The following is a 20,223-nucleotide window of genomic DNA, read 5'->3' as shown; positions in this document are numbered from 1 at the left end:
CGGGCACAGGCAATCTGATTTTCCGCGCCTGGCTAGTCCCGAGCAACAAACTCGGTCGCCTCACGTCCCCCCGCGTCCAGCTGGTAAACCCGTGCCGGTCGCCCCTGTTCGTCGAAGAACACCTGCCCCAACCCCGCACCATTCCACAACCGCTCCCCGGCCTTGCTGTGGCTGGGCGTACGCGGCAGCACCTGCATTTCGCGCCGCTTGGTAAACCAGTTCAGCGGCGAGCGCGGTGAATAGAGCCAGCGGTTGAGCCGATCCAGTACATCCAGCAGCCGGCGCGGGAATTCGTTCTTGATCCCGCTACTGGTCACCTGCCACAAGTGCGGGCTGCGCTGGCGATGACGGATCAGCACCTCGTAGACGAACGAATAGTGCACATCCCCGGACAACACCACGTAGTGCCCTGGCGTACGAGAGTGGCGGAAGATATTGAGGATTACCTGCGCCGCTCCCCGGTGCGCCATCCAGTTTTCGGCATCCACCAGCAGCGGGTAGCCCAGCCAGCTGAACGCTTTCTGCACCGTTTCGATGAGTTTTACCCCAAAAATCGGTGCGGGCGACACGATGATCGCCGACGGATGGTCCAGCAGCGCTTGCTGCAGCTCGCTCAGCGCCTCCCAGTCCAACAGCCCGGACGGCTTGGCCAGGCTGCTTTCGCTGCGCCAGCGGCGGGTGCGGGTGTCCAGCACCAGCAGCGGCGGCTCAGTGGGCAGGCTGAACTGCCAGCCCTGAAAACGGAGCAGCTCGCCGATCAGTGCGTCCTGAGACTGGCTGTTCAGCGTCTGGCACTGTTCGACTAGTGGCTTGCAGCCGTCGGGGTCATTGCCCCAGGCCTGACAAAGCAGGTAGCCGAGCAGGGCATTGCCGATGATCCGCCGAGAGAACGGGTGGCCGTAGGCGGTTTCCTCCCACTGTGCCGAGAGGTTCCAGTCGTCGGTGATGTCATGGTCGTCGAAGATCATCAGGCTGGGCAGGTGAGCCATCACCCGTGCCACCTGGTCGAGGTTGTCGGCAAAGCCCTGGATCAGCGGCAGTTCCTGCTGATATCGGGCCTGGCGCTGGTCGTTGAGGCCGATGGGCATCTGCAGGTCCACCAGCTGCCAAGGCACAGGCGACCACACCAGCAGGTACATGGCCATCACTTCGGCGAAGGTCACCAGGTGGTTGTCGGCGTTGCTGGACGAGAAGATCGGCTTGCGCTTGCCACCAAAAAAGCGCTCGCGCAGGTTGTCGTTGACGGCCTGCGCCGGCAGCAGGTCGGCGCGGTGATAGTAGCTGGCGGGGTGCTGGTACAGCGCCTGGCTGTCGGGCACCACTGCCCCCTCCAGTGCTTCGTCGAACAGGCCCAGGCGCCCGATCAGGCTGTGGATGGCGCGCAGCATGGGGCCGGCGACATCGTCGGCGTATACCTGGTCGCCGGTCATCAGCAGCACGGCCGGGCGGTCTTCGGGTTTTGCACAAGTCTGCAGCAGGCGATCGGCGCACAGCAGGCCGTCGGTGGCGGGGTGGTGCGGCTTGCGGCAAGAGCCGTGCAGCAGCTGGTCAAGTCGCTCGCGCAGCACCAGGCTGGGGCGCTGAGTGCCGGGGTAGAGCATGTGCGGCGCCCAGCTGGCGATGCCTTGGCCGTTGAGCAACAGGTCATAATCGAGCAGCTGGTTGCAGGGCAGCGGCCGCGCGAAGTGGATATCCAGCAGGTGGATGAAGGCGTGCCGGCCGACCGGGACGATCTGGCAATCGACCCGGGCCTCGCCTGCCGAGCAGGTGAATGCCGGTTGCAGCGGCTGGCTGGCGACCAGCCAGATGGCCAGGCGTTGGGGTTCCAGGCGGCGCAAGACCGGGCCGGCGAGTACAAGGGGGAGTGGGGCAGAGGGAGTCATCGAAAGCTCGGGTGGCTTATCGGGCCTCTTCGCGGGTAGATACGCCCTGCAGGGGCTTTCTCAGGCCTGTGGGAGCGGGTTCGCCCGCGAAGAGGCCCGGGATTCAAAACACGACTAAGGCCGGCGAAACAAAACGGGCGGAAAATGCTGAACATTTCCCGCCCGCCAGGCAAACCCGAAATGTATCAGGTTTTTTCAGCCATCAACTTCTCCAGCTTCTCCTGGTCCCGCGCAAACTGGCGGATACCCTCGGCCAGCTTGTCGGTGCCCATGGCATCTTCGTTCATCGCCCAGCGGAACTGGCTTTCGTTCAGCTGCTGTCTCGCCTCGCCGGCATTGCCCGGCTTGAGCACCCGTGGCAATTCACCCTGGTCATCGCTCAGTTGCTGCAGCAGCTCGGGGCTGATGGTCAGGCGATCACAGCCTGCCAGTTGCTCGATCTGGCCAATATTGCGGAAGCTGGCGCCCATGACCACGGTGTCGTAGCCATTGGCCTTGTAGTAGTTGTAGATACGCGTGACCGACTGCACGCCTGGGTCCTCGGCGCCCACGTATTCCTTGCCGGTGCTTTTCTTGTACCAGTCGTAGATACGGCCGACGAAGGGCGAAATCAGGAATACCCCGGCATCCGCGCAGGCCTGCGCCTGGGCGAAGGAGAACAGCAGCGTGAGGTTGGTCTGGATGCCTTCCTTTTCCAGTTTCTCGGCGGCGCGGATGCCTTCCCAGGTGGACGCCAGCTTGATCAGTACGCGGTCGCGGCCAACGCCGGCCGCTTCGTACAGCTCGATCAGCTTGCGCGCCTTGGCCAGCAGGGCAGGCTCATCGAACGACAGGCGGGCATCCACCTCGGTGGAAATACGCCCCGGGATGACCTTGAGAATGCCCGAGCCCACGGCTACCGCAAACTTGTCGCAGGCCAGGTCGACATCACCCTTGGCATCGCTTTTCACCTGCTTGAGCAGGTCGGCGTAGCCGGGGATGGCGGCGGCCTTCAGCAGCAGCGACGGGTTGGTGGTGGCATCCACCGGCTTCAGCCGGGTGATGGCATCCAGGTCCCCGGTGTCGGCGACCACGGTGGTGAACTGCTTCAGTTGTTCCAGCTTGGAAGTCATGGGCGTGCTCTGTCCTGTGCATTTACTCGACATTACCCGAGCCCCGACGGCCGCTCAAGGGCCTGCGGAACAGGGCTGGCCGGCGACGGCCGTTGCGAGAGGTGAACATTCGAGTCACAAGCTGCCACGAGGTTCCGCCGTCCATCCACCGCGTCGCCTGGCAAGCGTGATTACCGCCCCTGCAACAACTCCACCGCCTCGTCAAACACCGCCAGCGGCTGCGCCGCCTTGTGGATGTCCGCCGACAGCAGCTGGCGGAACCGCCGCGCGCCCTTGAACCCCTGGGCCAGCCCGAGGATATGCCGGGTAACGTGATGCATCGCGCCACCGCTTTCCATGTGCGCAACGATGTAAGGCCGCAACTGCGCCAGCACCTCGCTGCGGCTGACCACCGCCGCCCCGCTGCCGAACAGCTGCTGGTCCACTTCGGCCAGCAGGTAAGGGTTGTGGTATGCCTCGCGCCCCAGCATCACGCCGTCGAAGGTTTCAAGGTGCGCCTGGCATTCGGCCAAGGTCTTGATACCGCCGTTGAGCACCAGCTCCAGGTCCGGAAAGTCAGCTTTCAGCTGCGCCGCCACGTCATAACGCAGTGGCGGCACCTCGCGGTTCTCCTTTGGCGACAGCCCCTCCAGGATCGCGATGCGCGCATGCACGGTAAAGCTCCGGCAACCGGCCTCGCGTACCTGGCCAACGAAGTCGCACAGCTCGGCATAGCTGTCGCGGCCATTGATGCCGATGCGATGCTTGACCGTGACCGGCGTCGACACCGCATCCCGCATGGCTTTCACGCAATCGGCAACGAGGCCTGGGTGAGCCATCAGGCAAGCGCCGATCATGTTGTTCTGCACCCGGTCACTCGGGCAGCCGACATTAAGGTTGACCTCGTCGTAGCCGGCTTCTTGCGCAAGGCGCGCACAAGCGGCCAGGTCGGCCGGGACGCTACCGCCCAGCTGCAGGGCCAGCGGGTGCTCGGATATATCGTGGCGCAGGAAACGGTGGGCGTCGTTGTGCAGCAGGGCACCGGTGGTGACCATTTCGGTGTAGAGCAGGGTGTGTTTGGAGAGCAGGCGCAGGAAGAACCGGCAATGGCGGTCTGTCCAGTCCATCATCGGTGCAACGGAAAACCGGCGGGACGGTTCCGCGCCTTGAATTACAGCGGATTCTTGGGGCATCTGGGGCACATATCTGATACCCGGCCGGGTACTGCGCAGCCGGGTGGATTTGGGGAATGCGCATAGTCTACCAACTTGGCCTGCCATGCGTCTGGGCCGGTGATGGCTGGCTGTGCCATACCTGATCGTTCAGTGTATGGCTTGAGACAGGTGATGCTGCAGAGTGGCCAACCGAGAAATCCAGTCAAGCCAACAAGGCTGACAACCATGGCCTGACAGGTTTGGTACGTTGCAACAAATGTGGGAGCGGCGGTGCGGCGATCCGATTCACCCGCGAAGCGCCGCGCGGGCGGCGCTCGATCTCACAGGCGCTGAAACTGCCATGTCGATCACCTATCAGCCCAACGTGCTTGACTGACTGGTACTTGGGTAATCAGTCCCCCCTCACTTGACTCGTGAAAATTTTAGTGTATTTTTTCATGAAAAATAACTCTAAAAATTTCACGGCAGTCCGAATCATGAAGATGCACGAAGAGCTTGAAGCCCTCGCAATCCTTGTTCACGACCTGCGCAAATTCAAGAACCTGACCCTGGGCGAGCTGGCCGAGCGGATCAACCGCTCGGTCGGCTTTCTCTCCCAGGTTGAACGCGGTGTCTCGCGCCCTACGGTTGCAGACCTCACCGCCATCAGCGAAGCGCTCGGTGTGTCCACCGCGTACTTCTACAACCTCAGCAAGCCCCGCAGCGTCAGCTGGGTCACGCGCCCCCACGAGCGGCGCACGCTGTATCTGGAATCGGGCATCACCGATGTGCTGGCGTCGCCCACCATCGCCGGCGCCTTCTCCATGCTCGACAGCCATCTCGAGCCAGGCGCCAGCAGTGGCGAGCCGTACCTCAGTGACCGTTCCGAGCAGGGCTGTTTCGTGCTTGAAGGCGAGCTCACGGTGTGGCTGGACCAGGGCGATGCCGTGACCCTGCAAGCCAACGACTGCTTCCAGCTGCACCCGCATGCGCAGTTTCGCTACGCCAACCTGACGGACAAACCCACCCGTGTGCTCTGGGTCTTCAACTGAATTCGTTCACCTCACAAGGACAAGAAGATGAGTGTCATCTTTCCGGATCTGCTGACTGAAGTGCGCTCGTTCCGGGCGCAGTACCCGGCCATACGTTATGTCGACCTGATTGCGCTGGATATCCCCGGGCACTTCTACGGCAAGCGCTACCCCATGGACATGCTGGAAAAAGTCGCCGCCGGCACGCCACTGAAGTTGCCGCAGAACTGTGTGCTGCTGGGTACCCAGGGTGGCCTGTACCCGATTGGTGACTACTGCTTCGCCGACGGCGACCCGGATGCTACACGGCGCCTGGTGCCGGGTACCCTGAAGCCGGTGCGCTGGGAGCAGGAAATGATCGCCCAGATGCTTATCACCTCCGACGGCACCGCCAAACCTATCGAGTTCGAGCCCCGTGAAGTGCTGGCCCGCGTCATCCAGCGCCTGGCCAGGCGTGGTATCCGCCCGGTAGTGGCTTTCGAGCTGGAGTTCTACCTGTTCGACCGCAAGCTCGCCAACGGCCAGCCGCAATACCCACGCGACACCGCGAGCGAAGACCCGGACGACCAGCCGAACATGCACATCGAGCGCTTGTCGCGGTTCTCGTCGGTGCTGCACGAAATGGTCGATGGCGCCAACGAGCAGGGCGTGCCGGCCAACGTCATCACGGCGGAGCTGGGCCCAGGCCAGTTCGAGATCAATTTCTCCCACAGCGACGATGCCCTCAGTGCGGCGGACTGGTCGGCGCTGTTCTGCCGCAGTACCCGTGGCATCGCCCTGAAGCACGGCTACCGTGCCAGCTTCATGAGCAAGCCGTACCTGCACGCACCGGGCAGCGGCATGCATGTACACGTAAGCCTGTACGACGACGCCGGCAACAACATTCTGGCCGGCGCCGAACAGCGCAAGCTGCGCCATGCGGTGGCCGGGTGCCTGGAACTGCTGCCCCACTGCATGCCGATCTTCGCCCCCAACCACAACGCCTACCGCCGTTATGGCGCCATGGTCAACGCGGCGAGCAAGGCCAGCTGGGGCTTCGAAGACCGCGATGCGTGCATTCGCATACCCGAGTCCGACCCGCGCAACCTGCGCATCGAGCACCGCCTCGCTGGCGCCGATGCCAACCCGTACCTGGTGCTGGCCGCCATCCTCACCGGCATGGAGCATGGCCTGGATCGCGGCGTCGAACCTATCGCCCCGCTGAACGACAACCGCCAGAGCGGCATCGATTTCCCCAAGGATGCCCTCAGCGCCCTGGCCGCCATGCGGCACCACCCGGTCCTGAACGAGGGCCTGGGCAGTGAGTTCGTGATGGTCTATTGCGAAAACAAATACCAGGAACAACTGGACTTCATGCAGCACATCGATGCCCGCGAGTACCGCTGGTTCTTGTAGGTGCCGGCGCTCGAACAGCGACGCTGCGCCCTTTCTTTCTAGCGTTTCAATACAACGCGCAATATGGATTTGCCGGAGGAAGATATGCCCCGTGTGCCCGTTATCGGCATTACCGCATGCACCAGCATGATTGAACAGCATGCAACCCAGACCATCAGCGAGAAGTACGCGCGTGCGGCAGCCAAGGCCGCGTCCGGCTTGCCGATCGTGATTCCCAGCCTGGCAGAGCTGATGGACAGCGCCGATATCCTCGACGTGGTGGATGGGCTGATCTTCACCGGTTCGCCGTCCAACATCGAACCGTTCCACTACAACGGGCCGGCGAGTGCCGCAGGCACCCATCACGACCCTTTGCGTGATGCCACCACCTTGCCGCTGATGCGTGCGGCCATTGCCGCCGGGGTGCCGGTGCTGGGCATTTGCCGTGGGTTTCAGGAAATGAACGTGGCGCTGGGCGGCACCCTGCACCAGAACGTTCACCAGACCGGCGTGTTCATGGACCACCGCGAAGGCAAGGACGAGCCCATCGACAAGCAATATGGCCCGCGTCACGCCTTGCATATCGAGCCGGGCGGCATGCTCGAGCGCATGGGCTTGCCGGCGATCATCGAGGTCAATTCCATTCATGCCCAGGGCATCGACGTATTGGCGCACGGGCTGCGGGTGGAGGCGCTGGCGCCCGATGGCCTGGTCGAAGCAATTTCGGTACGCAACAGCAAGGGTTTTGCCCTGGCCGTGCAATGGCACCCCGAGTTTCAGGTGATGGACAACCCCCATTACCTGGCCATCTTCCAGGCCTTCGGCAAGGCCTGTCGGCATCGTTCGGTACTGCGCCAGACGCTGTTGAAGTCGGCCTGAATACCGACCGTCCCCACTGCAAAAATACCCGCGCAGCACGGCTGCGCAACTTGATGGAGTGAAGTCAATGCGTGAACAGAATTCGCAAACCCTCGCCTGGCAGGCCATGAGCCGTGACCATCACCTGGCCCCGTTCAGCGACGTGAAGCAACTGGCCGAGAAAGGCCCGCGCATCATCACCTCGGCCAAGGGCGTATACCTCTGGGACAGCGAGGGCAACAAGATCCTCGATGGCATGGCCGGCCTGTGGTGCGTGGCGGTCGGCTATGGTCGCGATGAGCTGGCCGAGGTTGCCAGTCAGCAGATGAAACAGTTGCCGTACTACAACCTGTTTTTCCAGACCGCGCACCCACCGGCGCTGGAGCTGGCCAAGGCCATCGCCGATGTGGCGCCGCAAGGCATGAACCATGTGTTTTTCACCGGCTCCGGCTCGGAAGGTAACGACACCGTGCTGCGCATGGTCCGCCACTACTGGGCGATCAAGGGCCAGAGCAGCAAGAAGGTCATCATCGGCCGCATCAACGGCTACCACGGCTCCACCGTGGCAGGCGCGGCCCTGGGCGGCATGAGCGGCATGCACCAGCAGGGGGGGGTGATCCCGGATATCGTGCACATCCCGCAGCCCTACTGGTATGGCGAAGGCGGCGACATGACCGAGGCCGACTTCGGCGTGTGGGCGGCCGAGCAGCTGGAGAAAAAGATCCTGGAAGTGGGCGTGGACAATGTCGCCGCGTTTATCGCCGAACCCATCCAGGGCGCCGGTGGCGTGATCATCCCGCCGCAGACCTACTGGCCGAAGATCAAGGAAATCCTCGCCAGATACGACATCCTGTTCGTCGCCGATGAAGTGATCTGCGGCTTCGGCCGTACCGGGGAGTGGTTCGGTACCGATTACTACGACCTCAAGCCCGACCTGATGACCATCGCCAAGGGCCTTACCTCTGGCTACATTCCCATGGGCGGTGTGATCGTGCGGGACGACGTGGCCAAGGTCATCAGCGAAGGCGGCGATTTCAACCACGGCTTCACCTATTCCGGGCACCCGGTGGCGGCTGCGGTGGGCCTGGAGAACCTGCGGATCCTGCGGGACGAGCAGATCATCGAGCAGGTCCGGGAAAAAACCGCGCCTTATCTGCAACAACGCCTGCGCGAGCTGGCCGACCACCCGCTGGTAGGCGAAGTGCGCGGCCTGGGCATGCTCGGTGCGATCGAGCTGGTGAAAGACAAGGCCACCCGTGCCCGTCATGAAGGCAAAGGTGTCGGCATGATCTGTCGCCAGCACTGCTTCGACAACGGCCTGATCATGCGCGCCGTGGGCGACACCATGATCATCGCGCCGCCGCTGGTGATCAGCATCGAGGAAATCGACGAACTGGTGGCAAAAGCGCGCACGTGCCTGGATTTGACGTACGAGGCGGTTCGTTAAGGATAGAGGGCCTGGCTGTCCATATTCAGCGCCTGTGAGATCGAGCGCCGCCCGCGCGGCGCTTCGCAGCACAAGGCTGCTACATTTGTTTCGGGACAATTATTCCTGAGGCAGCCGCGCCAAGGCATTTTGCTTTGTCAGGTGAATCATGTACTTTTCAGGGCATCAATTTCCCGTCCGAAAGTCGCGATTCAACTATGAAAGTGCATGAAGAAGTCGAAGGCCTGGCAGTACTGATTCGCGACCTGCGCAAGTTCAAAGGCCTCACCTTGGGCGAACTGGCCCAGCGCATCGGCCGTTCGGTGGGCTTTCTGTCCCAGGTCGAGCGCGGCGTATCGCGCCCGACCGTGGCCGACCTCACGGCCATCAGTGAAGAGCTTGGCGTGTCGACGGCCTATTTCTACAAGCTGGAAAAGCCCCGCGAACTCGACTGGGTCACCCGCCCTCACGAGCGTCGCACGCTGCACCTGGCCGGCGGTATCACCGATGTGCTGGCATCGCCCAGCATATCCGGCGCCTTCTCCATGCTTGACAGCCACCTGCAGCCGGGCGCCAGCAGCGGCGAGGCGTACCTGGACGACAGTTCGGAACAAGGCTGTTTCGTGCTTGAAGGCGAGCTGACCGTCTGGCTGGATGGCGGCGAGCCGGTAACGCTGCAGGCCAGTGACAGTTTCCAGCTGCAACCTCACGCAAGGTTTCGCTACGCCAACCTCACCGACAAGCCCACCCGGGTGCTCTGGGTGTTCAGCTGAGGCGAGGGCGCACCACAGTCATCCGCGTGGCTATCGCGCCAGACGGTCATGGCGTATCGCTTTGAGGGGACTATCGTTGCTTGTCTGGGCAACGACTACCAGCCGAGGGCGGAGCCATGAACACCAGTGATCTGCTTGAACAGTTACTCAGGGCCGGGCAAGGCTCGCAAGCGCAACAAGGAAGTGCCGGCCCGTCATCGCAGGACACCCTGGGCGGGTTGCTTGGCGGCTTGCTCGGTGGCGGCGGTGCCACGCGCGGCGGTGGCGGCCTTGGTGGTCTGCTGGGCGGTCTGTTGGGTGGCAGTGGCGGCAGCGCTGGCGGCTTTGCCCAGGGGCGCTCCGCGGGTGGCAGCAACTACGCGGCCTTGGCATCGTTGGGGATGATGGCGTTCCAGGCCTATCAAAGCTGGCAGCGCAGTCAGGCGGCAGCCCCGCAGGCGGCACTTCGTACGGTCGATCAATTGTCCGGCCCCGAGGCCGAGGGCCACAGCCATGCAATCCTGCGTGCGCTGATTGCGGCAGCCAAGGCTGACGGCCGTGTCGACGAGCAGGAACAACAGTTGATCTACGCAGAGATCAAACGGCAAACCAGCGACCCGCAACTGCAGCAATGGCTGGATGAGGAAGTCGGCAAGCCACTCGATGCTGCCGAGGTGGCCCGGTCGGCCCAGGACCCGGCCATGGCTGCGGAAATGTACCTGGCCAGCGTAATGCTGGTGGACGACCAGCAGGACGCAGAGCGCGCCTACCTGGACGAACTGGCCGCCGCACTGCAGCTCGATCCGGCATTGCAACTGCAGCTGGAACAGCAGGCCAAAGGCGCCGCTTGAACGGGCCAGAGGTTGATGTCGGCATGCGTTGAAACCGGGGAAACCGGGTTCTCTAGGTCCACGGGCCGCTCTGTTTCCTCGATGGTGCAGGCTTTTGCCGCGCTGCCAGGGCAGGGCACCTGCTACTGCAACCCCTGTACATGCCCCTCCCGCAGCCAGAACCACCGCAGGTCGGTTTCAGAATGCGCCTGGTCGCTCGCACGCAACCCTCAAACGCTACAAGTGCCATGCTTGCAGGATGCCTAGGGACCAGTGCGCGCAGACGCGCGGCCGTGGGCGAGGAGGCCGCCAGCACCACGCAACCGTGACGTGGCCGGCGCGCCGCAGCAGAACACGCCGGATACCTGCCCTTACAACAATTCAGGCGGGGTCCGTGATTCCGAGGTCCGCTGTATGCCTGATGAATTGCTCCACCTGCCCGTGATCCAGCGCATCCTGGCGCGCGACAAGGATACCCCTGGCGCGCTGCTGCCGATCCTGCACGCCATCCAGCACGACATCGGTTTCATCCCGGAAGCCGCCATTCCCGAAATCGCCCATGCCTTGAACCTCAGCCTGGCCGAGGTGCACGGGGTAATCAGCTTCTACCACGACTTCCGCACCGCTGCGCCAGCACGCCACACCCTGCGCCTGTGCCGCGCCGAGTCGTGCCAGAGCCGTGGCGCCGAGGCCCTGGCCGCGCAGCTGCGCGAGCAGCTGGCACTGGACGACCACGGCACCAGCGCCGACGGCGCCATCAGCCTGCGCCCGGTGTACTGCCTGGGCGCCTGCGCCTGCTCGCCGGCGCTGGAACTGGACGGCCAGGTGCACGCACGGCTCACCCCGGAGCGCTTGCGCGCCCTGGTGAACGGTTGCCGGGAGGACGCAGCATGCTGAAGGTGTACATCCCTTGTGATTCGATCGCCCGTGCCGTCGGCGCCGATCAGGTTGCCGATGCCTTGCAGCGCGAGGCTGCGCGCCGCCAGTTGCCGGTGGAGATCCAGCGCACCAGTTCGCGCGGGCTCTACTGGCTGGAGCCGCTGCTGGAGTGCGACAGCGTCCAGGGTCGCCTGGGTTTCGGCCCGGTCACCCCGCAGGACGTGCCATCGTTGCTCGATGCTTTAGCCGGCGAACCCGGCGGCCACTCGCTGGCGCTGGGGCCAGTCGAGGCAATACCTTATCTCAAGACCCAGCAACGCCTGCTGTTCGCCCGAGCCGGCATTACCCGGCCACTGTCGCTGGACGACTACCGCGCCAACGGCGGCTTTGCCGGTCTTGCAGCGGCGGTGGCCCTGGACGGGGCCGAAGTGGTCGCTGCCGTGCTCGATTCCGGTCTGCGCGGCCGGGGCGGCGCAGCGTTCCCGGCCGGCATCAAGTGGCGTACGGTGCGGGACGCGGGGGCCGGGCAGAAGTACGTGGTCTGCAACGCCGACGAAGGCGATTCCGGCACCTTCGCCGACCGCATGCTGATGGAAGGCGACCCCTTCCTGCTGATCGAAGGCATGATCATCGCCGGCCTGGCAGTGGGCGCCGACAAGGGCTACATCTATGTGCGCTCTGAATACCCCGACGCCATTCGCGTGCTGAACCAGGCCTTCGCCCTGGCGCGTGATGCCGGCTACCTGGGCAGCGATGTCGCCGGCAGCGGCCAGGCGTTCGACCTGGAAGTGCGGGTGGGGGCGGGCGCCTATATCTGTGGCGAAGAAACCGCGCTGCTCGAATCCATCGAAGGCAAGCGCGGCATTGTCCGCGCCAAACCACCGCTGCCGGCACTGCAGGGGCTGTTTGGGCTGCCGACGCTGGTGCACAACGTGCTCACCCTGGCTTCGGTGCCCATCATCCTGGCCAAAGGCGCAGCGTTCTATCGTGATTTCGGCATGGGCCGTTCGCTGGGCACCATGCCGTTCCAGCTGGCCGGCAACATCCGCCAGGGTGGCCTGGTGGAACGCGCCTTCGGCCTGACCCTGCGTGAGCTGGTCGAAGGCTACGGCGGCGGCACTGCCAGTGGCCGGCCGCTGAAGGCTGCGCAGGTCGGCGGCCCGCTGGGTGCCTGGGTGCCGCCCAGCCACTTTGATACGCCCCTGGACTACGAAGCCTTCGCGGCCATGGGCGCGATGCTCGGTCACGGCGGCGTGGTGGTGGCCGACGACACCCTGAACATGGCCAGCATGGCGCGCTTCGCCCTGCAGTTCTGCGCCGAAGAGTCCTGCGGTAAATGCACCCCGTGCCGCATCGGCTCCACCCGCGGCATGGAAGTGGTCGACCGGCTGATCGCCAGCAGCGATTTCACCGAGCGCCACGACCAGGCGCTGTTGCTGCGCGACCTGTGCGACACCCTGCAATATGGCTCGCTGTGCGCCATGGGCGGCATGACCGCGTACCCTGTGGCCAGCGCCCTCAAGTACTTCCCCGCCGATTTTGGGCTGACCACCACGGAGGCCGCGCAGTGATCAATTACTTCGACCCCGATTTTGATAAAAGCAGCGACCTCGGCACCCCGGCCCGTGACAGCGAGGTACAGGTCAGCCTGCACATCGATGGCCGCGCCATCAGCGTGCCCGCCGGCACGTCGGTAATGCGCGCCGCAGCCATGCTCGGCACCAGCATTCCCAAGCTGTGCGCCACAGACAGCCTTGAAGCCTTCGGCTCATGCCGCATGTGCATGGTGGAAATCGAGGGCATGCGCGGCTACCCGGCGTCCTGCACCACCCCGGTCAGCGAAGGCATGCAGGTGCGTACCGAAACCCCGCGCCTGGCGGGCCTGCGCCGCAACGTGATGGAGTTGTACATCTCCGACCACCCGCTGGACTGCCTGACCTGCTCGGCCAACGGCAACTGCGAGCTGCAGACCGTGGCCGGCCAGGTCGGCCTGCGCGAGGTGCGCTACGGCTATGACGGGGCCAACCACCTGGCCGAAAAAAAGGACGTCTCCAACCCGTATTTCGACTATGAGCCGAGCAAGTGCATCGTCTGCAGCCGCTGTGTACGCGCCTGCGAGGACATCCAGGGTACCTTTGCCCTGACCATCACCGGGCGTGGCTTCGAGTCGCGGGTGGCGGCTGCGGGTGGTGAAAATTTCCTGGCCTCGGAGTGCGTGTCCTGCGGCGCCTGCGTGCAGGCCTGCCCGACCGCAACCCTGACCGAAAAGAGCCTGGTCCAGCTTGGCCAGCCTGAGCGTTCGGTCATCACTACCTGCGCGTACTGCGGTGTCGGCTGCTCGTTCCGCGCTGAAATGAAGGGTGACACGCTGGTGCGCATGGTCCCCGACAAGAACGGCGGTGCCAACCACGGCCACGCCTGCGTCAAGGGCCGCTTCGCCTGGGGCTACGCCACCCACCCGGACCGCATCACCAGACCGATGATCCGCAAGCGGCTGGAAGACCCGTGGCAGGAGGTCAGCTGGGACGAGGCGGTGAATTACGCCGCCAGCGAGTTCCGTCGCATTCAGCTCAAGTACGGGCGCGACTCCATCGGTGGTATCACCTCCAGCCGCTGCACCAACGAAGAAGCCTACCTGGTGCAGAAACTGGTGCGCACTGCCTTCGGTAACAACAATGTCGATACCTGCGCGCGGGTGTGCCATTCACCCACCGGCTATGGCCTGAAGCAGACCCTCGGCGAATCGGCCGGCACGCAAAGCTTCGATTCGGTGATGCAGGCCGACGTGGTGCTGGTGATCGGCGCCAACCCTACCGACGCCCATCCGGTGTTCGGCTCGCAGCTCAAGCGCCGCCTGCGCCAGGGCGCACGGCTGATCGTGATCGACCCCCGGCGCATCGACCTGGTCGATTCGCCGCACGCCCGTGCAGACCTGCACCTGCAACTGCGCCCGGGCACCAACGTGGCCATGCTCAACGCGTTGGCCCATGTGATCGTCACCGAGGGCCTGCTGGCCCAGCGCTTCATCGATGCCCGCTGCGAAACCGCAGACTTCGCCCGCTGGCGCGATTTCGTCAGCCTGGCGGACAACGCCCCCGAGCTGCTCGGCCCGGTCTGCGGCGTACCCGCCGAGCAGATTCGCGCCGCTGCCCGGCTCTACGCCACCGGCGGCAACGCGGCCATCTATTACGGGCTGGGCGTGACCGAGCACAGCCAGGGCAGTACCGCCGTCATGGGCATCGCCAACCTGGCCATGGCCACCGGCAACATCGGCCGCGAAGGGGTAGGGGTAAACCCGTTGCGCGGGCAGAACAACGTGCAGGGATCGTGTGACATGGGCTCGTTCCCCCACGAACTGCCCGGTTACCGGCATATTTCCAACGAAGGGGTACGCGCCGAGTTCGAGCGGGCCTGGGGCGTGACCTTGCAGCCTGACCCGGGGCTGCGCATTCCCAACATGTTCGAGGCGGCGCTGGACGGTAGCTTCAAGGCCCTGTACTGCCAGGGCGAGGACATCGCCCAGAGCGACCCCAATACCCAGCACGTCACTGCTGCCTTGCGCGCCATGGAGTGCGTGGTGGTGCAGGATATCTTCCTGAATGAAACCGCCAAGTTCGCCCATGTGTTCCTGCCGGGCAGTTCGTTCCTGGAAAAGGACGGCACCTTCACCAACGCCGAGCGGCGTATCTCGCGGGTGCGCAAGGTCATGGAGCCGCTGGCCGGCAAGGCCGACTGGGAGGCCACCGTGGCCCTGGCCAACGCGCTGGGCTATCCGATGAACTACCAGCATCCGTCCCAGATCATGGAGGAAATCGCCCGCCTGACGCCCACCTTCCGCCGCGTCAGCTACGCCGAAATCGACCGCCAGGGCAGCCTGCAATGGCCCTGCAACGACGCCGCGCCGGACGGCACGCCGACCATGCACATCGACCAGTTCGTGCGCGGCAAGGGGCGCTTCATGCTGACCGGCTATGTGCCCACCGACGAGAAGGTCAACAACCGTTACCCACTGCTGCTGACCACCGGGCGCATCCTCAGCCAGTACAACGTCGGCGCCCAGACCCGGCGTACCGGCAACGTCGCCTGGCATGATGCCGACCGCCTCGAAATCCACCCGACCGACGCCGAAAGCCGTGGCATCCAGGACGGTGACTGGGTCGGCATCGGCAGCCGCGCCGGGCAGACCGTGCTACGGGCCAAAGTCAGTGCGCGGGTGGCGCCGGGGGTGGTGTACACCACTTTCCACTTCCCCGAGTCGGGGGCCAACGTGATCACTACCGACAACTCGGACTGGGCCACCAACTGCCCCGAGTACAAGGTCACAGCGGTGGAGGTGGTGAAGGTGTTCCAGCCGTCGCAATGGCAGCAGCGTTACCAGGACTTCAGTGATGAACAGCGGCGCCTGCTGCAGGAACGCCGTACAGCGGAGCAAGCCGAGGTACGCCGATGAGCAGCGACAACCTGGTCAAGATGGCCAACCAGATTGCCCATTACTTCGACAGCGAGCCAGACCGTGCGCTGGCGGTGCAAGGGGTGCGGCAGCATTTGCAGAGCTTCTGGACGCCGGCCATGCGCCAGCAGCTGGCAGCCTGGGTTGCGGCTAACGAAGGGGAGGGGGTGGACCCGAAAGTGCGCGAAGCATTGGCGTAGCGGCTGGTGCTTTTTGGGGCTGCTTCGCAGCCCATCGCCGGCAAGCCAGCTCCCACAGGTGCTGTGCATGGCTTCAGGTCAATGCGGTCGATGTGGGAACTGGCTTGCCGGCGATAGGGCCCTGGCAGGTCGAACTCAGCCGCGGGCCAGTTCGGCCAGGTGGGCGATGGCTTCTTCGCTTTTGAGTACCAGTACATCACCCTCCAGCTTGTCCAGCACCACTTCCGAGGTATTGCCGATCAACGCCCCGGTAATCCCGGTACGGCACACGGTGCCAATCACCGTTACCACCGCATCGAGCTTCTGTGCGGTATGCGGGATCAGCACATCCGCCGGCCCTTCAGCCACATGCAGGCACTCGTCGCTGATGCCGTACTCGGCCTGGAACGCGTTGCATGCTTCGCGGTAGCGCTGTTCGATGGTCTCGCTCAGCTGGTACGTCGGGTCCGAGGCCGACAGCATTGGCGACGGATGGGCACTGATGACGTGCAGCTCACCCTTGGCCAGTTTGGCGATCTCGAAGCCATGGTCGATGATGCTGGCATGCAGGCGGCGGTGGTCTTCGTCCTGGTTGCCCACGTCCACTGCGGCCAGCACCTTGCCCGCGGTCCAGGGCCGCTCGCTCTTGACCATCAGCACCGCACACGGGCACTGGCGCAGCAGCTTCCAGTCACTGGGGGTGAGCAGGGCCTTCTTCAGCGGGTTGTCCGGGCGGTGCTCCTTGATCACCAGCTCGCAGCCTTCGGCCTGCTGCACGGCAATGATGGATTCATGCAGGGTGTCATGCCTGGCCTGTTCATGGGTGACGTTGTCATAACCGTCATCATGCAGCTGGCTGCTCAGCAGGCTCAGCAACGCGCTGTGGTCATGCCGCTTGTCGCACATCAGCAGGTGCAGGCGTGCGCCGGTGACGCCGGCAATCAGCTTGGCCCGGGTCAGCGCCCGGCTGTGGGCGTGGTCGGGGTCGAGGACGACGAGGATGCTGCGGACGGCTTGCATGGGGGCAACTCCCTTCAAAGGTGGCACCGGTGCTTGACTATAGCCGGTGCTACCCTGGCTGGCGCTTGATGTACATCAAGCATAGTCACTGGCGCCGACGGCCGCCGCCGGTATAATCGCCGACCCTGCCTGTTCTGTGTGGTCGCACCCTATGTCCCTGATCCCCGAAATCGACGCCTTTCTTGGCTGCCCGACGCCAGACGCCTGGATCGAAGCGGCGCTCGCCGACCAGGAAACCCTGCTGATCGACCACAAGAACTGCGAATTCAAGGCCGCCAGCACCGCCTTGAGCCTGATGGCCAAGTACAATACCCACCTCGACCTGATCAATATGATGTCGCGCCTGGCCCGCGAAGAGCTGGTGCACCACGAGCAGGTGCTGCGCCTGATGAAGCGCCGCGGCGTGCCACTGCGCCCGGTCTCGGCCGGGCGTTATGCCTCGGGCTTGCGCCGCCTGGTGCGGTCCCACGAGCCGGTCAAGCTGGTGGACACGCTGGTGGTGGGGGCGTTCATCGAGGCGCGCAGCTGCGAGCGTTTCGCCGCACTGGTACCGCACCTGGATGAGGAGCTGGGCCGCTTCTACCACGGCCTGCTGAAAAGCGAAGCGCGCCACTACCAGGGCTACCTGAAACTGGCGCACAACTATGGCGATGAGGCGGACATCGCCTGCCGGGTGGAGCTGGTTCGTGCAGCAGAAGTGGAGCTGATCCAGTCACCGGACCAGGAGCTGCGCTTTCACAGTGGCATACCCTTGGCGCAGGCCGCCTGATCGCACCAGGCGGCCCGGCGTTCAGTTGCGCCGCCCCAGCAGCAGGCCGACCACCAGGCCGAAACCTGCAGAAATGGCCACCGTCTGCCACGGGTGGCCACCAATGTAGTCCTGGGTGGCGTCCACCACTGGCTGCGCCTTGTCACGCATGTTACCGGCGGCCTGGCGCGCCTGCTTGAGCTTGAGGCTGACCTGCGCGCGCAGGTTATCTGCCTCTTCGCCAACCAGGGCGGCGCTCTCGGTCAGCAGCTTCTCCGATTCTTCGATCAGCGACTGCAACTCGCTGAATACCTGGTCCTTGATCTGATCGCTGTCAGCCTGTGCGGCGTTTTTGCGGGCCATGAACTCGTCCTCGTCGATGGGGTGGTTTGAACAATGGATACTTGTGCACCGGAAAAGTTGCGTCGGCGTGACGGCGGCACGCTGGTGTAAGATAGCCGCCATTTACGGATCAGGCAGGTGAGTCATGAGTTTCAATCTGGCCAACATGAGCTTCGAGGAACGGGCGCAGATCGAGGCTGAAAAGGCCCGGCTGTTCGCGATGTGGCAGAGCAACCTGGGCAAGGCCAAGGGCGACGCTGCCCGGCTGATTGCCGAAAAACCGCGGCGCAAGGGCAAATGGGCCGAGTGGGTGCGCGCCGAGCTGGAGGGCATGACCCCGCCCGAATACGCCAGCATGGTGCGCAGCGAAGTCAACAAGCTGATGGCTGCCGCCAGCGCCAGCCGCTGATTGCAACCCGTCGGGCGCTTGTCAGTACGTGCCCTTGGGCAAGTCCAGCTTGCCCTCGTCGGTAAAGCGTACGGTGCCCAGCGGCCCACCGGCCAGCTTGCCGCGAAGCTTGTACGGCAGGCCCTGCAGCGAGTTCACCTGGCCCAGCCCATAGGCCTGGCGCAGGAAGGAAAATGCCGTGATGCTTACCGGCACCACAATTACTGCTTCGTCGTAACGGCCAATATGGCCTTGCTGGTCACTGACCCCGGCGGCCAGCGGTTGGCCGTTAACCTCCAGGTTCAGGGCGATGCCGTTGTAGTCGATGGCGGCCTCGTTGGGGTTTTGCACCCGCATTTTCACTGCCATGCGCATTTCCAGCTCCTGCCCGGGCAGCGGCTCGATGCCGATCACGCTGATGTTCAGCGGGTCGCGTGGCTGTAAAAGTGCACAGGCCCCAAGGCCGTAAGCCATCAACAGGACCAGAAGCCAGCGGGTAGAGCGGTGCAGAAGGGCAGTCATGGGGGCGGCCTTGCCAGAGAAAACACGCTGGCAGTGTGGCAAATACGGGTCGGCGTTGAAAGTGATCGTCGAGATGAAAGATACTGTTTCTCATTAACGCCCGATAATTTCTCCTACTGGCCTTTCCCAACCCATGCTGACGTCTCCCGTGTCGAGCCTGCTGGCGAGTTTCCAGGAGCACTACGACGACCTGCTGCAGTTTCTGACCCGGCGCATGAGCGACCGCCAGCGTGCGGCCGACGTGGCACAGGAAACCTACCTGAAACTGCTGCACATCGATGAGCAGGCGGTGCCGGTGCTGCATGCGCGCAGTTTCATCTTCCGTGTGGCTGGCAACCTGGCCATCGATACCTTGCGCCGCGAACGGCGCATTGCCGCCAGCCACGACGACAGCGACGGGGCAAGCGAGCTGGCGTGCCCGGCGCCGGCACCTGAGGCGGCACTGCTGGCTCGCGAGCGGCTGCAGATTCTTGATCAAGCGCTGTTGCAACTGCCTGCCAATGCCCGCCAAGCGCTGTTGCTCAACCGCATCGAGGGCCTGACCCAGGCGCAGATCGCACTGCGCCTGGGCGTTTCCGAGAGCATGGTGGCCAAATACATTGGCCAGGCCCTGCGCCATTGCCGCGGCTGGCTGAAACAGGCGGGCGTGGCGGCCTCGGTAGTCTTGCTGGTCGCGGCAGTAGCGGGCTGGCAGCAGGCGCCGATGCTGTTGGCCGATTACCACACCGGAGTGGGTGAGCGGCGGGTGATTACCTTGGCCGATGGCACACGCGTCACGTTGAACAGCGCCAGTGCCTTGAGCGTCACATACACTGACCGTGAGCGGCGGGTGGTGCTGGCGTCTGGTGAGGCCCTGTTCGAGACCGCTGATGATGCACGGCCTTTCGTGGTCGATAGCGCGGGTGAGCGGGTGCAGGGCAGTGCCGCCACCTTCAGCGTGCGCCGCGATGGCCGCGTGGTATTGGCGCAAGGCGAAGCCAAGGTCGGCGAGCATGAACTGGCGATAGCGGCCGATGCCAGCGTGCAGATGGCCTGGCAACGCGGCAAGCTGATCTTCAATGGCAAGCCGCTGGGCCAGGTGCTGGCCGAGCTTGAGCGCTACCGGCACGGGCATATCGTGCTGTCCGACCGCCAGCTGGCGGCGATGGAGGTGAGCGGGGTGTTCGACCTGGATGAACCTGAGGCCTTGCTGCGTACTTTGGAGCAGCGTTATGGCCTGAAGGTCACCTACCTGCCGTGGTTGGCCGTGGTGCATTGATCGGCATGTAGAAGCCGCAAAGAGGCCGAAGCGAAAAA

19 protein-coding genes are annotated in these 20,223 nt (G+C 64.2%); 13 read left to right on the top strand and 6 right to left on the bottom strand.

The window, feature by feature from the left end:
- Positions 1-32 precede the first annotated feature (32 nt).
- The 3 genes from AC5O5R_RS18895 to dusA all read right to left on the bottom strand — a co-directional run bounded on the left by AC5O5R_RS18895 (position 33) and on the right by dusA (position 4,167).
- Entirely contained in the window at positions 33-1,883 is a 1,851-nt protein-coding gene (locus tag AC5O5R_RS18895; RefSeq protein ID WP_172218501.1) for an alkaline phosphatase D family protein, read from the bottom strand.
- A gap of 185 nt (positions 1,884-2,068) precedes the next feature.
- On the bottom strand, positions 2,069-2,995 hold the full coding sequence (gene tal / locus AC5O5R_RS18890) for a transaldolase (RefSeq protein WP_172218500.1): 927 nt from the start codon (positions 2,993-2,995) through the stop codon (positions 2,069-2,071).
- A 170-nt stretch (positions 2,996-3,165) separates the two neighbouring features.
- Positions 3,166-4,167, bottom strand: coding sequence for a tRNA dihydrouridine(20/20a) synthase DusA (gene dusA, locus AC5O5R_RS18885; RefSeq protein WP_172218498.1), 1,002 nt, complete (start codon positions 4,165-4,167; stop codon positions 3,166-3,168).
- Between the two features lie 458 nt (positions 4,168-4,625).
- Between dusA and AC5O5R_RS18880 the strand changes: the two genes are divergently transcribed.
- The 10 genes from AC5O5R_RS18880 to AC5O5R_RS18835 all read left to right on the top strand — a co-directional run bounded on the left by AC5O5R_RS18880 (position 4,626) and on the right by AC5O5R_RS18835 (position 15,928).
- Positions 4,626-5,180 carry a helix-turn-helix domain-containing protein gene (locus AC5O5R_RS18880; protein WP_172218496.1) on the top strand — a complete coding sequence of 185 codons (555 nt, stop codon included), beginning with the start codon at positions 4,626-4,628 and terminating at the stop codon, positions 5,178-5,180.
- A 27-nt stretch (positions 5,181-5,207) separates the two neighbouring features.
- A complete protein-coding gene (locus AC5O5R_RS18875; RefSeq protein WP_172218494.1) occupies positions 5,208-6,554 on the top strand; it encodes a glutamine synthetase family protein in 1,347 nt (448 codons plus the stop codon).
- 84 nt (positions 6,555-6,638) lie between these two features.
- Positions 6,639-7,412 (top strand): gamma-glutamyl-gamma-aminobutyrate hydrolase family protein, encoded by a 774-nt coding sequence (locus AC5O5R_RS18870; protein ID WP_172218492.1) that lies wholly within the window; start codon positions 6,639-6,641, stop codon positions 7,410-7,412.
- 67 nt (positions 7,413-7,479) lie between these two features.
- Positions 7,480-8,838 carry an aspartate aminotransferase family protein gene (locus AC5O5R_RS18865; RefSeq protein WP_172218490.1) on the top strand — a complete coding sequence of 453 codons (1,359 nt, stop codon included), beginning with the start codon at positions 7,480-7,482 and terminating at the stop codon, positions 8,836-8,838.
- Positions 8,839-9,035: 197 nt separating this feature from the next.
- A complete protein-coding gene (locus tag AC5O5R_RS18860; RefSeq protein WP_172218488.1) occupies positions 9,036-9,590 on the top strand; it encodes a helix-turn-helix domain-containing protein in 555 nt (184 codons plus the stop codon).
- Positions 9,591-9,706: 116 nt separating this feature from the next.
- Positions 9,707-10,420: a tellurite resistance TerB family protein gene (locus AC5O5R_RS18855; protein ID WP_172218487.1), complete on the top strand. Its 714-nt coding sequence runs from the start codon at positions 9,707-9,709 to the stop codon at positions 10,418-10,420.
- A 393-nt stretch (positions 10,421-10,813) separates the two neighbouring features.
- Positions 10,814-11,296: a formate dehydrogenase subunit gamma gene (locus AC5O5R_RS18850; RefSeq protein ID WP_172218485.1), complete on the top strand. Its 483-nt coding sequence runs from the start codon at positions 10,814-10,816 to the stop codon at positions 11,294-11,296.
- Positions 11,290-12,849 (top strand): formate dehydrogenase beta subunit, encoded by a 1,560-nt coding sequence (locus AC5O5R_RS18845; protein ID WP_494511335.1) that lies wholly within the window; start codon positions 11,290-11,292, stop codon positions 12,847-12,849. The genes AC5O5R_RS18850 and AC5O5R_RS18845 overlap by 7 nt, the downstream gene beginning before the upstream one ends.
- The gene (gene fdhF, locus AC5O5R_RS18840) at positions 12,846-15,728 is read left to right on the top strand and encodes a formate dehydrogenase subunit alpha (RefSeq protein WP_172218481.1); all 2,883 of its coding nucleotides are present in this window, start codon (positions 12,846-12,848) and stop codon (positions 15,726-15,728) included. Before AC5O5R_RS18845 ends, fdhF begins: the two co-directional genes overlap by 4 nt.
- A complete protein-coding gene (locus AC5O5R_RS18835) occupies positions 15,725-15,928 on the top strand; it encodes a formate dehydrogenase subunit delta (RefSeq protein ID WP_172218479.1) in 204 nt (67 codons plus the stop codon). Before fdhF ends, AC5O5R_RS18835 begins: the two co-directional genes overlap by 4 nt.
- Positions 15,929-16,063: 135 nt before the next feature.
- On the opposite strand, the gene AC5O5R_RS18830 is transcribed toward AC5O5R_RS18835, so the two are convergent.
- Positions 16,064-16,927 (bottom strand): universal stress protein, encoded by an 864-nt coding sequence (locus tag AC5O5R_RS18830; protein WP_172218477.1) that lies wholly within the window; start codon positions 16,925-16,927, stop codon positions 16,064-16,066.
- Between the two features lie 151 nt (positions 16,928-17,078).
- Here AC5O5R_RS18830 and AC5O5R_RS18825 point away from each other — a divergent pair, with 151 nt between their 5' ends.
- The gene (locus tag AC5O5R_RS18825) at positions 17,079-17,696 is read left to right on the top strand and encodes a MiaE family protein (RefSeq protein WP_172218475.1); all 618 of its coding nucleotides are present in this window, start codon (positions 17,079-17,081) and stop codon (positions 17,694-17,696) included.
- Between the two features lie 21 nt (positions 17,697-17,717).
- Here the strand turns inward: AC5O5R_RS18825 and AC5O5R_RS18820 are convergent, their stop codons facing one another.
- Positions 17,718-18,038, bottom strand: a complete 321-nt coding sequence (locus AC5O5R_RS18820) for an ElaB/YgaM/YqjD family protein (protein ID WP_172218473.1) — start codon at positions 18,036-18,038, stop codon at positions 17,718-17,720.
- A gap of 124 nt (positions 18,039-18,162) precedes the next feature.
- On the opposite strand from AC5O5R_RS18820, the gene AC5O5R_RS18815 reads away from it, so the two are divergent.
- Complete coding sequence (locus tag AC5O5R_RS18815) at positions 18,163-18,426, top strand: hypothetical protein (RefSeq protein ID WP_172218471.1); 264 nt, start codon at positions 18,163-18,165, stop codon at positions 18,424-18,426.
- A gap of 21 nt (positions 18,427-18,447) precedes the next feature.
- Here AC5O5R_RS18815 and AC5O5R_RS18810 read toward each other — a convergent pair whose 3' ends face one another.
- The gene (locus AC5O5R_RS18810; RefSeq protein ID WP_172218469.1) at positions 18,448-18,927 is read right to left on the bottom strand and encodes an LEA/WHy family protein; all 480 of its coding nucleotides are present in this window, start codon (positions 18,925-18,927) and stop codon (positions 18,448-18,450) included.
- Between the two features lie 133 nt (positions 18,928-19,060).
- On the opposite strand from AC5O5R_RS18810, the gene AC5O5R_RS18805 reads away from it, so the two are divergent.
- Positions 19,061-20,185: a sigma-70 family RNA polymerase sigma factor gene (locus AC5O5R_RS18805; protein ID WP_172218467.1), complete on the top strand. Its 1,125-nt coding sequence runs from the start codon at positions 19,061-19,063 to the stop codon at positions 20,183-20,185.
- Positions 20,186-20,223: the final 38 nt, after the last annotated feature.

It is taken from the genome of Pseudomonas sp. 8_5_2, assembly GCF_059295255.1.
This window is presented reverse-complemented; position numbering and strand designations above follow the sequence as displayed.